At 53.1% G+C, this 12,530-nt stretch carries 11 protein-coding genes; 3 read left to right on the forward strand and 8 right to left on the reverse strand.

Annotated elements, in window-relative coordinates; genetic code table 11:
- Positions 1–57 precede the first annotated feature (57 nt).
- The 4 genes from ACMGEE_RS17880 to soxR form a co-directional block, all read right to left on the reverse strand.
- Positions 58–1,707 carry a Na+/H+ antiporter gene (locus ACMGEE_RS17880; protein ID WP_253456099.1) on the reverse strand — a complete coding sequence of 550 codons (1,650 nt, stop codon included), beginning with the start codon at positions 1,705–1,707 and terminating at the stop codon, positions 58–60.
- 175 nt (positions 1,708–1,882) lie between these two features.
- Complete coding sequence (locus ACMGEE_RS17885) at positions 1,883–3,232, reverse strand: NCS2 family permease (protein ID WP_253456102.1); 1,350 nt, start codon at positions 3,230–3,232, stop codon at positions 1,883–1,885.
- A gap of 355 nt (positions 3,233–3,587) precedes the next feature.
- On the reverse strand, positions 3,588–4,250 hold the full coding sequence (locus ACMGEE_RS17890; RefSeq protein WP_253456104.1) for a glutathione S-transferase family protein: 663 nt from the start codon (positions 4,248–4,250) through the stop codon (positions 3,588–3,590).
- A 45-nt stretch (positions 4,251–4,295) separates the two neighbouring features.
- On the reverse strand, positions 4,296–4,760 hold the full coding sequence (soxR, locus tag ACMGEE_RS17895) for a redox-sensitive transcriptional activator SoxR (RefSeq protein WP_253456106.1): 465 nt from the start codon (positions 4,758–4,760) through the stop codon (positions 4,296–4,298).
- A gap of 110 nt (positions 4,761–4,870) precedes the next feature.
- Between soxR and soxS the strand changes: the two genes are divergently transcribed.
- A complete protein-coding gene (gene soxS / locus ACMGEE_RS17900) occupies positions 4,871–5,260 on the forward strand; it encodes a superoxide response transcriptional regulator SoxS (protein WP_125290210.1) in 390 nt (129 codons plus the stop codon).
- Here the strand turns inward: soxS and dgcN are convergent.
- A complete protein-coding gene (gene dgcN / locus ACMGEE_RS17905; RefSeq protein WP_253456109.1) occupies positions 5,257–6,561 on the reverse strand; it encodes a diguanylate cyclase DgcN/YfiN in 1,305 nt (434 codons plus the stop codon). The genes soxS and dgcN overlap by 4 nt on opposite strands.
- 806 nt (positions 6,562–7,367) lie before the next feature.
- Between dgcN and ACMGEE_RS17910 the strand changes: the two genes are divergently transcribed.
- On the forward strand, positions 7,368–7,649 hold the full coding sequence (locus tag ACMGEE_RS17910; RefSeq protein WP_125290208.1) for a YjcB family protein: 282 nt from the start codon (positions 7,368–7,370) through the stop codon (positions 7,647–7,649).
- Positions 7,650–7,687: 38 nt separating this feature from the next.
- Here ACMGEE_RS17910 and ACMGEE_RS17915 read toward each other — a convergent pair whose 3' ends face one another.
- From ACMGEE_RS17915 to ACMGEE_RS17925, 3 genes are all read right to left on the reverse strand, one after another.
- Positions 7,688–8,641 carry an ATP-grasp fold amidoligase family protein gene (locus ACMGEE_RS17915; RefSeq protein WP_253456112.1) on the reverse strand — a complete coding sequence of 318 codons (954 nt, stop codon included), beginning with the start codon at positions 8,639–8,641 and terminating at the stop codon, positions 7,688–7,690.
- A gap of 341 nt (positions 8,642–8,982) precedes the next feature.
- Positions 8,983–9,828 (reverse strand): ATP-grasp fold amidoligase family protein, encoded by an 846-nt coding sequence (locus ACMGEE_RS17920; RefSeq protein WP_436830423.1) that lies wholly within the window; start codon positions 9,826–9,828, stop codon positions 8,983–8,985.
- Between the two features lie 113 nt (positions 9,829–9,941).
- A complete protein-coding gene (locus ACMGEE_RS17925; RefSeq protein WP_436830424.1) occupies positions 9,942–11,198 on the reverse strand; it encodes an MATE family efflux transporter in 1,257 nt (418 codons plus the stop codon).
- Positions 11,199–11,738: 540 nt separating this feature from the next.
- Here ACMGEE_RS17925 and ACMGEE_RS17930 point away from each other — a divergent pair.
- Positions 11,739–12,134, forward strand: a complete 396-nt coding sequence (locus tag ACMGEE_RS17930; protein ID WP_125290204.1) for a transposase — start codon at positions 11,739–11,741, stop codon at positions 12,132–12,134.
- Positions 12,135–12,530 lie beyond the last annotated feature (396 nt).

A 12,530-nucleotide genomic window follows, 5' to 3' on the forward strand; every position in this document is an offset into this window, starting at 1 on the left:
TACTGCTGCTAACAGCAGTAAAAAAAACCGCGAGCCGGGCGGCTCGCGGTCTTCCCGCTACTCTTCTTTCTCGATCAGCAGCGTTTCCAGCAGGTCGAGATCGTGCAGCATCTTCTGCATGGTTTCGTTGCTGATTTTCTGCGTGGCGCGCAGGTGATACAGCTCGCCGCGCTCGGCGCGCAGCGCGGTCAGACGGAAGCGGCGCTCCAGATTTTCCGCATACAGCGCCCGCTCCAGATCGTCCTTACCGTCCACGCGACGGCGCATATTGCCAATCACTCGCGATGCGATTTCTTTGACCAGGTCAGCGTCGATATTCTCTTCGGTATCGGCCGCCAGCCGCTCTTCCATCTTGTGCAGGCTGTCGATAGCCGTTTCCGCCATCGCCGCGCGCGCCATCTGGATCTCATGGCGGTGCGCCGTCTTATCCCTGCCTGCCACGCCGCGCAGCAGCAGCGGCAGCAACACTACGCCGACCAGCAGCGAGAACAGGATCACGCCCATTGCCAGGAAAACCAGCTCGTAGCGCGCCGGGAAAGCGTCACCGTTGGTCAGAAACAGCGGAATGGACAGCACGCCGGCCAGGGTGATAGCCCCGCGTACGCCGGCAAAAGAGGCAATCAGCAGCTCACGCAGGCTGTAGCTGCTGAACTCCATTGGACGCTTTTTCAGCAGGCGCTGGCTAATCAGGCGCATCGTCCATAGCCAGGCGAAGCGGACGATCATCAGCGCGGCATAAATCAGCACCACCGACAGCACCAGCATCCACAGATCGACGTTAGGATCGGCCTCTGCCTGAGTCACGGACAGCTGTAAAATGTCCGGCAGCTGTAAGCCCAGCATCAGGAACACCATGCCGTTAAAGACAAACTCCAGCATCTGCCAGACGCTGTTGGCACGCAGACGCATCGCCAGCGGCGCCTGACGGATAATGCCCGAACGGGTAATGGTCATGCCCGCCGCGACGGCGGCCAGGATCCCCGATACGCCGATATGTTCGGCAATCAGGTAAGAAGCAAAAGGCAGTAGCAGCAGCAGCACCGTCTGCGTAGCCGGATCGTCACCGCTCCAGCGGCTGAACAGACGCAGCGACTTGCCGTACAGCCAGCAGATAACAATACCGGCCACCAGACCGCCGACGGCAACCTTTACGAACTCCAGCGACGCGCCGGAAACCGTGAACACCATGGTGCCCATCGCGACCGCAACGGCAAACTTCAGCGACACCAGGCCCGAAGCGTCGTTCATCAGCGCCTCGCCCTGCAGTATCGACATAATTTTTTTCGGGATGCGCCCTTCTCCGACAATCCCGGAGAGCGCCACGGCATCGGTTGGCGACAGCACGGCCGCCAGTGCGAAGGCGGGCAGCAGCGGAATACCCGGCACCAGCCAGTAGATCAGATAGCCGATGCCGACCACGGTGATCAAAACCAGCACCAGCGCCAGGCCGATAATCTCGCGTCCGTGATGCAAAAACTCGCTGGTTGGCGTCTTCCAGCCGTCAGCAAACAGCAGCGGCGGAATAAACAGGACCAGGAACAGCTCGGGATCGAAGTCAACGTGCAGGCCGAAAGTCGGCCACGCCAGCAGCGCGCCCATCACAATTTGCACCAGCGGCAGGGGGATTTGAAAAGGAATAATGCGTGCGGCTACGCCAGAGAGCGAGACCACCAGCGTGAGGATGAGAATAGTAAAAAAGATTTCCATGTTGTCCTTTCATAGCTTCCAGATAGCGACAAAAATATCAGGCTCGGAACAAATAATGCCCTGTGTAATAGTAAAGCAAAAATGGGATGGCTTGAAAAAGCTGATGTGTGCTATTGCGTGGAAAAAAGCAAAAATTCGGAACGGAGGCCGGAAAAACCGGCCTCGTAAAAGGGGATCAGATAGCCCAGCCGCCAGCGTAAAAAGCGACCAGCGCGATAGCGATAACCACGGTGCCGACGTTGAGCTTGCGCCACTCGCCCGCAAAGATGCGGCCAATGACCAGCGAGCCGAAGCCCAGCATAATACCGGTAACGATATTGCAGGTCAGCACGATGAACACGGCGGCCAGCAGACCGGACATGGCGTCAACAAAATCGCTGAAGTCGATTTTAGAAACGTTGCTCAGCATCAGCAGGCCAACATACATCAGCGCGGGCGCGGTAGCATAGCCCGGCACTAAATAAGCCAGCGGCGACAGGAACAGGATCAGCAGAAACAGCACGCCTACCACGATAGCGGTCAGGCCCGTTTTACCGCCCGCCGCCGTGCCCGCTGCGGATTCGATATACACCGCCGCAGGCGAAGCGCCGATAAGGCCGGAAAAGATGCTGCTGACCGAGTCGGTGGTCAGCGCTTTGCCGCCGTTCAGGATCTGATGATCTTTATCCAGCAGGTTCGCCTGGCCTGCTACCGCGCGGATGGTGCCGGTGGCGTCAAACACGGCGGTCATCACCAGAGCCAGCACGCTTGGCAATACCGCAGGCTTCAGCGCGCCCAGAATATCCAGGCTGAACACCAGCGAGTGGCCCTGCGCATCCGACAGTGAAGGCATGGCAAACAGCCCCTGATATTTTACGGCCGGATCGAAAATCAGTCCGAGCACGGAAATGGCGATAATAGTCAGCAGGATCCCGCCCGGCACGCGCAGCTTTTCCAGACCGAAGATTGCCGCAAGGCCTGCCAGCGTCATCAACACGGGGAAGGAAGCGAAATCGCCCAGCGCGACCGGCAGTGCGCCAGGTACAGGGTTTTTTACGACCAGGCCCACGCCGTTAGCGGCGATCAGCAGTAGAAACAGGCCGATGCCGACGCCGGTGCCGTGCGCCACGCCCATTGGCAGGTTGCGTAAAATCCAGGCACGGATGCCGGTTGCAGAGATCAGCGTAAACAGCACTCCCATCAGGAATACGGCTCCCAGCGCTACGGGCACGCTGATATGCTGGCCCAGCACCAGGCTGAAAGCCGTAAAGGCGGTCAGTGAGATCGCGCAGCCGATCGCCATCGGCAGGTTCGCCCACAGCCCCATAATGACAGAGCCGAAGCCCGCCACCAGGCAGGTAGAGACAAAAACGGCGGCGGGAGGAAAGCCCGCCTTGCCGAGCATGGACGGCACAACAATCACCGAATAGACCATGGCGAGGAAGGTGGTAAGTCCGGCTAAAATCTCCTGGCGGACGGTGCTGCCGCGTGCAGAGATTTTAAACCAGGCGTCTAACGTTCCGCCGGTCTGATGATGAGTCGACATAATGGAAATCCCCTGAACTTTCTTATGAATTATCGATGCCTGATGGCGGGTTGGTACCACGTTTACATCCCTGATAGCGCTATTGCAGATCGCCAAAACTTCGTAAAGAAGCCGCGATCGGAAAAAAGCAAACGTTTAACCCGACAGGCATAATGCCCTTTTTATAAAGGCAAACGATTATCCTGCCTTTAAGGCCGCCTTTTCAACTGCTGATGCCGGGAAGGCGGCAGATTTTCGTCTCTTTTACGTCCGCGCCTGCCTGAGCAGACTTTAGCTGGCTCGCCGACAAGCGCGGTCATAGCACTTTCTTATGGGCGCGGGCGCGATGAAACGTCAGGGGCCGCCGCGCGATGATTCATTCAAGAGTGAGCGCACCGCCTTTTTCCAGCGCCCGCTGCCAGGCCGCACGGCTTTGGACTTTCTTCAGCCAGCCCTGAATGGCAGGGGAATCGCCTGCGCCGCCGCGCGCGCTGAGCGCCTGAAGCGGAAAGCTCATCTGCACGTCGGCAATGCTGAAGCGCGACCCCGCAAACCATTCGTTGCCCGCAAGGTGTTGCTCGATAAATTCGCGATGGGTGGCGAGCTGCTTATCCAGGAACGCCTTCTGCACGCCCTTGCCAAAGGCGCGGCCCACCGGCCGCAGCAGCCACGGCACCGGCGCCTCGCCCATTCGGCTGAAAATCAGCTTCATCACCAACAGCGGCATCAGTGAACCTTCCGCATAGTGCAGCCAGTAACGAGACTCGATACGCTCATCTTCCGTGGTGAGTTTCAGACGATTTTCTGCGTCATAGTGCTCCGCCAGGTATTCCAGGATCGCGCCGGACTCTGCAATCACCCGATTTCCATCGGTGATCACCGGCGATTTGCCGAGAGGATGCACTTTTTTCAGCGAATCGGGCGCCAGCATCGTTTTTTCGCGCTGGTACAGTTTGATTTGATAAGGCGTTTCCAGCTCTTCCAACAGCCAGAGAATACGCTGCGAACGGGAGTTGTTCAGGTGGTGAACGGTGATCATGACCTTTCCTTGTGCGTAAACGAAGTGCTATCAGTATAGACGGCCTTATTTACGTTCAGGCTCCAGCAGGATTGCGCCCGTGCCGCGCTCGCTCAGGCGGTCATCCGGGTTGCGCAGCGGACAGTCCTCCATCGATAAACAGCCGCAGCCGATACAGCCATCCAGATCGTCGCGCAGTCGGGTCAGCGTATCAATGCGGCTGTCCAGCTCCTCGCGCCATTTACGGGTCAGCAGCGCCCACTCTTTAGGCGACAGCCGCTTGCCCGGCGGAAACTGCACCAGGTGCTCGCCGATGGTCGCCAGCGGGATGCCGATCCGCTGGGCGATTTTAATGACTGCCACCCGGCGCAGGACATCGCGATGATAGCGGCGCTGGTTGCCGCCGTTGCGAAAGCTGACGATCAGGCCTTTGCTTTCATAAAAATGCAGCGTCGAGACGGCGACGCCGCAGCGTGCGGCCACGTCGCCGGGCGTCAGTTCGCGCTTGTTTAATACGAGATTTTTTTTCACTTTGCGCTTTACCTCAAGTTAACTTGAGGAATTATACTCCAGCCCTTAAGAAGGCGAACCCCTCTTTTTCGCCATAGCGATCGGCCGCCAGCCCCAGGGAGAAGACCAGTATGCATGATGAGATTATTCACGCGCTTACCGACTGGATTGACAGCAATCTGGACAAAACGCTTTCTATCGATGACGTTGCGGCGCGATCCGGCTATTCGAAATGGCACCTGCAGCGCATGTTCCGCGCCGTGACCAAACAGACGCTGGGCAACTATATTCGTGAGCGTCGCCTGACGCTGGCCGCGAAAGAGCTGCGCCAGACGCAGCGTCCGGTGTTTGATATCGCCATGCAGTATGGCTATGACTCGCAGCAGACTTTCTCGCGCGTTTTTCGCCGCCAGTTTTCCCAGACGCCGACGGCCTGGCGCAACACCATGCGCCGTCAGCAAAAGCGTCCGCTCTATTTTGACTGCTCTGAATTCCCGTCAGCGGTCAGCACCAACGGCTAAACGCTTTCGCACTCCAGCGCCGCCGACGCCTGTCGCCTGCTCCAGAGCGCGGGCGAAAAATACCAGCCGCCGCCCAGCGCTTTGATGTGGTACATCGCCGCATCGGCCTGGGCGATGGTCGCCTCGCCGGTATGATGATTTTTCGCCAGCGCGATGCCGATACTCAGAGACTGGGTAAGGATCGTGCCGTCGTCCAGCCTTATGGGTTCACGCATCGCCTCAATGACGCTTTGCGCAACGCAGCCTGCCTGCTCGCCGCTGTCAATCGCTAACAGCAGTACCGCAAACTCATCCCCGCCTAGCCGCGCCACCAAATCGCCTTTGCGCAAGCGTGCGCGCAGGCGCTGTGCGGTAATGGTCAGAACCCTGTCGCCAGCAGCATGGCCGTAGCGATCGTTTACCTCTTTAAAACGGTCGCCGTCGATAAACAGCACCGCCACCCGCGCGGCGGTCAAAGGATTGTCCAGCTGTTTGTGCAGCTCCTGCTCAAAAGCCGTGCGGTTTGGCAGGCCGGTTAACGCATCGTGCCGCACCTGATGGGCCAGCGTGGCATTCTCGCTTTGCAGATGGCGCTGCCAGTCGGCCAGCTCGTCCAGCAGGCTGTTAAAGTCGCCGCTCAGCTTGTTTAATTCGGCAATAGAAGAAGAAGGCACGCGCAATGAAAAGGCTCGTCGCCTGCGTACTTCATGCGCCACGCAGGCGATGTTTGACAGCGCGCTGACGATGCCTGAATGCATTCGGCGCGACAGATAAAAGGCCAGCAGCGCGGAGAGCAACATGCTGCATCCCAACCATGTCAGCGCCTGATAAAGATAATGCATTACCCGACATCCATCGCCGGTCAGCCAGATGGTGCCAATTTCTTTACCGCCGCGCAGGACGGGGATCTGCACCGGTTTGGGAAATAACCAGCGCGATACCAGCTCGCTGAAGGCGCTCTTGTCGCGATTATCGTTTGCAGCCCAGCTTGCCAGCAAACGGCGATCCGCATCGAGGATCCGAGCCTGACCAAACTGTGTTTTCGCGCCGATAGCCTGGAGGATAGCGCGCGCCGCTGCGCCGTCACCTGTCGCTACCGCCTGCCCGGCGCTGTAGCTGATGGTCGTCGCCAGCAGCTCGGAATTGTTTTCGGCGTAGTTACGCAAAGCCAGCACCGAAAGCAGCGAGAGCGAAATGCCGCTGAACGTTAGCGAGACAAGAATAATAGTTAAATGAATACGCCGTAGCGACTTGCGTAGCGTAGGCAGCGGCTTAGCTGCCGGTTGCGCGGTAATGTTTCCCGCGGGACGGTCATGATCCATGATTCCTCCCACGCCAACCGAACGGATCTCCGCTCATGCAGCGCTTCTGCATTGGGGGCTTGCGTTGGCGACCGCCCGTAGCAGTAACGCTGCCGGGACCAGGCTGCTGCCCCGATCTGAGGTAAAGAGCAAGCTGCACGCGAGGGGAATGTTGTTTGCGGGCAAAAAATGGCTTTTCGACCCTGAACAGCCACAGGCAAACAGGCAGGCTCCGGTTATCTGACGTAAAATTTCTGCTATTGCCATCCTGTGCGCGTTTACCGCTGATAGCTTATGCAGGAAATAAAATGGCAAAAATTAGTTTTCAAAAATCCTACAACTCCTCTTCATCCCATACAACTTTTAACAGGTCAGATTCATCCCAAAGGAGCCAACTATTGCCAGATAATTTGGCATAATTCAGCGAATAGATAAAAATAACGGCGCGGAGAAATAAGTTAAAAGCGCTAAGGCAATTTCGGAACGGTGGGCGAAATGATGTAAATTACTCTCATTCCTTGTCTCAAAAATAACCTGAGTTTGAACGTAATTTAAAAAGATATTAACTTTTTCAGGCGCTATTTAACGCCCGCCGCGCAATATCACCGCTAACTTACGGGAAATAAATGTGATTATTGTGCGCGATCAAAAAACGCCCATAAGCGGTCTTAAAAGTGTTCAAAACTCGCCTGACGCAATGCTATAATGTGACCGTCATCACACTTACTCCCTGTATCCGCCCCGATGAAAAGCAATCCTGGCCTTTTCGTCCGGACAGATGACGCTTTTTCTATTGCCAGGCCTGATTGACGCGGAGTTTCAGAGATATGGGTACCTTAACCGCTAGCCTGGTGCTGATGAGATGGGAACTGGTTAGTGCAGTCATGATGTTTCTCGCCAGCACCTTTAACGTAAAATGTCGTCAGTCCAGCCGCAACGGCATGGCCTTCATTTTTACCGGCGTTGGCATAGGCATGTCGTGTTGGTTCGTCACCGGCCTGTTAGGTATCACGCTGAGCATGGATAACCTGCTTAACTTCTGGCATATCACCAAAGACGTGTTTGTCGATGTCATGAGCCATACGCCAGCCGATTATCCTCTGCCATAAAAGCGTAAAGCCGCATGAAGATCATGCGGCTTTCGTCTTTATACTTTCTTCAGCGTCCCGGCCATCGCCGCCGCTTCGCCGCCAATCGCCTTCAGCGTTTTTGGCTTACGTTCCTGTAGCCACATGTCGCCCATCATCTTATCCAGCCCCTGATCCAGACCGGTTACCATGCCTGCGCCCGGCGTGAAGGTCAGCTCGCCGAAGTAGATTTGCCCTTCGCTGATATACCAGTCAACGCGCACGTAATCGAAGTCGCTGGCCAGCTTTTTGCTCAGCGCCAGCGCTTTTTCCAGCGTTTCCAGGTCGCCGCTGATATCCAGCCCCGTATCACGGATCTTATAGAAGCAAGATTTCAACGTGTTAACGTAGAAGTTCATCGACAGCGGCGCATTACCGCAGCGATTATAGATAATCTGCAAAACGTACTCGAAAGTACCGTCTTTCTTGTTAAACATGTGAAACTTGTAGTCAACGGCGGCAAATTTACCGTCGCCGACGTACTGCTCAACCAGAATGCGCGGCTTGATATAGCGATAGTGGATCTCACGCGCTTCGTGCGAGAAATCCCGGCTCAGCCACTCTTCGCAGCGCTTGATCAGCAGCTGTTTCTGCAAACAGTCCGGCTCTTCCAGCAAAATCTCCACCATGCCTGACCCGTGATTGGGCTTCACCACGGTGTTCTTCAGCGAGCTAAGCCCCAGCAGCGTGACAGGATCGGCTGTTTCATGCAGCAACGGGATTAAATATTCATCCCCAATAGTCTGAGAAATATAGTCACGAACCAACAGCTTATCGGACAGCATGCCATAACGCAGGTAGTCGCCGGTGACGAATTTGCGGTACAGAACTTTCTCATTAAACAGTTTCGGCTGGTGTATGTTGGGTAATTTTTTAAATTTATGCAGATAATAAATTCTGTCCTGGTAGGACCAGGGCATTTTTTTGAAAAGGAACAGGAAACCTTTTCTTATTTCTGCTTTGAGTTTTAGCATTTTCGACCTCATTTGCAGGCTTTATAATTGTTTGAGGAAAAATCTCTTCAAAATAGCGTTTTCTCGCCATCCGAAATCGCGACACCCGCGTCTCATTTTTCCCGGCAGACATAAAAAATCCGTCAGCTGCTTTACCCGTTTATGCAGTTTTCCTGCGCACGGTCTCTGCTTCCTGCAAGGCAACACCAGATTCATGCCTCTGGCGTCAGAAGAGAGAAAACTGACTGACGAAAAGCCCGTTAAGGACGCGCTGAGCAGATTCCTGCTTGCGGTAGTGCCCTTCGCGGGACGACAACTCCATTTTTACCGAACAGAGCGGCCTGCGGCCGTCCTGGGTTTTATTACTGTTTCTTCTGCGCCGTCGACGGCGCGCTTTCCTGCCGCTCCGCCTGGGTGGCTGATTGACCATCCTGCAGCCACATCTTGCCCATCATTTCGTCCAGCCCGTGCTTCAGCACCGGCATCAGGCCTGCGCCTGGCGTAAAGGTCAGCTCGCCAAAGTAGACGTCGCCCTGGCTGATATACCAGTCAACCCGTACGTAATCGAAATCGCTGGCCAGCTTTTTGCTCAGCGCCAGCGCCTTCTCCAGCGCGGCCCGGTTGTGGCTGATATCCAGTCCGGCAGTATCAAAGCGGCGGTAGAAGCAGCTATCAAGATTATTGACATAGAACAGCATCGACAGCGGTTGATTATCGCTACGGTTAAACACCACCTGCAGCACATACTCAAAGTGGCCGTCCTGCTTGTTAAACATATGAAACTTGTAATCAATCGCCGTAGACTTATCGTCTCCTACCCGCTGCTCAACCATGATCTGCGGTTTGATATAGCGGTAATGGATTTCACGCGCTTCGTGCGAATAATCTTTTGTCAGCCACTCACCACAGCGTTCAATAAGCTGATGTTTTTCGACAAAATCAGGTTCTTCTACAAAGACTTTAACCATCCCTGAACCGTGATTTGGCTTAATGACCGTATCTTTTAGCGTTTCCAGCTCAAACAGCGTCTCAGGATTATCCGTGGTGTGTAACAAAGGGATCAGGTATTCCTCACCAATCTTGTGGGAAATATAATCCCGCACCAGGATCTTATCTGATAACGCGGCGTAACAATCGTAATCGCCTTTAATAAACTTGCGAAACAGTACCTTTTCATTAAAAGAATCAGGATGACGAATATGCGGCATCCGTTTAAACCGATGAAAATAATATAATCTGTCCTGGCAAGACCACGGCATAATTCGGATGCAATTCAGGGCGGCCTTTTTAAGTTGTTTTTTTGCGTCTACCATTTTCTTACTCACCTATAGGTTTTGTAGTTGAGTGAGGAAAGCTGCATCTTAAGAATGACCCCATTCTTAAAGAAATAATTCATCAGCGTCAGGGATAACAGTTCCGTGACCAGCACGCTCCACGCGGCACCCGTCAAGCCCCAAAAACGAATGAAAAACCAGTTGGTTACTACGCTGACCGCCACCAGTAAAATAATTTTCACCAGCAGATAATTAAAACCGCCCTCTTTCACCATGTAGCGATAGGCTACGGTACCCATTGCTGAAAAGCAGGTCGCCAGAGAAAGCAACGTGACCAGATCGCCTGATTGCTGATAGTCATGACCGTAAAGCAGGCTGACAATTTTTTCGCCGAACAGCGCAACAATCAGCAGCATAAACAGTGAAACGGCCATAACGTAGCCGTTAAGCCTGGCGGCCAGTCTCAAAGCTACATCCGCCCGCTCGCGGAAAATTTCCGAGAAGCTGGAGGTGATAATCGCCACCGGGATAAATATCCATGAGGCAGAAATCGTATTCGCAGCGGTAAACAGCCCAAGCTCGTGTGCCGATCCCACGCCGACCAGGAAAAACTGCGCCAGCTTCACCTGAACAGAAATAAACACGCTGGAGATCGCCAGCGGCAGTCCCGCATGGAACAGATAGCGCATATAGCTGCGGTGCTTGCGCCTGGTTGGCGGGCTGATGGTGTTTTTTTGATAAAACATCGTCCGCTTAATCAGGTACGGCACCAGCGTCACCGCAACAATCGAGAAGGACAGCAGTAGCGGATTAAGCTTGAACCACGCAATAGCAAAGCTAATGGCGAAACTGATAATCATTCCCGTTGCGTTCGCAACCGTGTTCATCCGCGATTCCAGTCGCGCATTGTTATAAACGCTAAAAATATCCTGGGTCACGAAAATAGCCGACAGAAACGACGCCACGGCAAAAATCAAAAAATTTTCACGCATCTCCAGCCAGACCCACGCCAGCACCGGCAAAGAAAGTAATAATAACAATGCCATACGCAGCTGTTTTGCCACGGCCATCAGCCGCAGGCCTTTCGCCGCGCTTTTGCTGATGCTTTTAAACAGGATGGTTTCCGTACCAAAAATCGCTACGGTTTGAACAATGGAAAAAATGGATGCAGAAAATGCGATTTGCCCAAAAACAGATGGCCCAAAAGATTTTGCAACATAGGATGTAACAAAAATTACACCAAAAACCGAAACCACCTTCTCTGACATCATCCAGGCAGCGTTCGTAACGACACTGTGTTTCATTGAAGCTTCCTTCGTAGAACTAATAACTTATAACGAAAGTCAGTACATCCTTGTCTATCACAGAGAAAATAAACCTGGCCTGGGCCTGGCAAAATAAGCGTCCGGAATATTATTTTACGGGCGATAGCGCACCGCTCTTATTTAAAAGATTTTATTTTATCAGATCGTTTTTTTAACGAACCGTCTGATTCTTCCTGGACTTGATACTGGTTAGCAACCCACCTCAGCACGAACAACGCTGGAGAATATCATGGCACAGTTTTTTTCTTCCGCCTGCTGGATCATTCTGAATTACTAACTGGCCTTGCTGCTGGCATGAATCGAATTTATAACAAAAAGCGCTTTATCGAAAGCTAACCAGGTGCTTTGCAAATAAAATAGGAGAAATCCCATGATGATATTTATTCATAATCCCTTAACTTAAAGCCTGCAATTCAAATCGCGCACTTAACGTCGCTGTCCTGATTAATGGATAAATTAGATCCATTCTTTAGTGCAGCCATTCTCATCACTTTATAGTTAAGAAAGGTAATAGCATCCATGAGAAAGTCACGATATACAGAAGAGCAAATCACCAGTGCCATTAAAGCATCTGAATGCGGCGTAAAGGTTAAGGAGATTTGTGAAGAACTGGGGATTTCTGAGGCCACATTCTACAGCTGGAAAAAGAAATACGCCGGGCTATTCTCGGAAGAAGGAAGAAAAATCAAGGAGTTAGAAGAGCGCGTACACAGTATGGAACGCGAACTCCAGATGCTCTCTTCAGATAAAGAAATGCTGCAGAGCGTATTGAAAAACTTCTTTACTACCAATGATAAGCGTCAGGCGGTTAATTTTCTTCAGGATACTTTTGATATCGGCACGCGCCGGAGCTGCCGCTTGCTGGATATTAGCCGCAGCGTTTATCATTATCCTTACAACTGTGAGAATCAATAATTGCGACGCAGTGCGCAATTTTTTTACTGTTCAGGACCAAATTAAAATATTCCGATCTTTAATTAAAAAGTACCGTTCCTTTTTATGGCGACCTGATTCGGTGATGAGTTTATTCCTATAAACCCGCCTCACCAGGCTACCACAATTGATCGTCACCAGAAAAATCATTTTACTTTCATACAGTTAAGAGCGCATTTATCTTTTTGGTCAACGATAAATGCGCCAATTCTGACATAAAACCTTCTTACAGATCGACCCGAAAACCCGGCATCTACTTCAGTAATGATAATGCTTATCAGTTTACGAATGGTTTACAGTTCTCACTGTTCTCTGCCGTTCACCATGCGTCCTTTCGCGTGAAAACCCCGCCACTCCGGCCTCCTCCGTTTCGCTACC

Origin of the sequence: Erwinia artemisiae (assembly GCF_051400835.1) — a bacterium.
GTDB lineage: Bacteria > Pseudomonadota > Gammaproteobacteria > Enterobacterales > Enterobacteriaceae > Erwinia > Erwinia aeris.

Excerpts from the sequence above, each read along its gene's own strand:
- ACMGEE_RS17880 (WP_253456099.1), bottom strand. The coding sequence starts at position 1,707 with ATGGAAATCTTTTTTACTATTCTCATCCTCACGCTGGTGGTCTCGCTC.
- ACMGEE_RS17915 (WP_253456112.1), bottom strand. The coding sequence starts at position 8,641 with ATGCTAAAACTCAAAGCAGAAATAAGAAAAGGTTTCCTGTTCCTTTTC.
- soxS (WP_125290210.1), top strand. The coding sequence starts at position 4,871 with ATGCATGATGAGATTATTCACGCGCTTACCGACTGGATTGACAGCAAT.
- ACMGEE_RS17910 (WP_125290208.1), top strand. The coding sequence starts at position 7,368 with ATGGGTACCTTAACCGCTAGCCTGGTGCTGATGAGATGGGAACTGGTT.
- ACMGEE_RS17925 (WP_436830424.1), bottom strand. The coding sequence starts at position 11,198 with ATGAAACACAGTGTCGTTACGAACGCTGCCTGGATGATGTCAGAGAAG.
- ACMGEE_RS17920 (WP_436830423.1), bottom strand. The coding sequence starts at position 9,828 with ATGCCGCATATTCGTCATCCTGATTCTTTTAATGAAAAGGTACTGTTT.
- ACMGEE_RS17885 (WP_253456102.1), bottom strand. The coding sequence starts at position 3,232 with ATGTCGACTCATCATCAGACCGGCGGAACGTTAGACGCCTGGTTTAAA.
- ACMGEE_RS17930 (WP_125290204.1), top strand. The coding sequence starts at position 11,739 with ATGAGAAAGTCACGATATACAGAAGAGCAAATCACCAGTGCCATTAAA.
- ACMGEE_RS17890 (WP_253456104.1), bottom strand. The coding sequence starts at position 4,250 with ATGATCACCGTTCACCACCTGAACAACTCCCGTTCGCAGCGTATTCTC.
- dgcN (WP_253456109.1), bottom strand. The coding sequence starts at position 6,561 with ATGGATCATGACCGTCCCGCGGGAAACATTACCGCGCAACCGGCAGCT.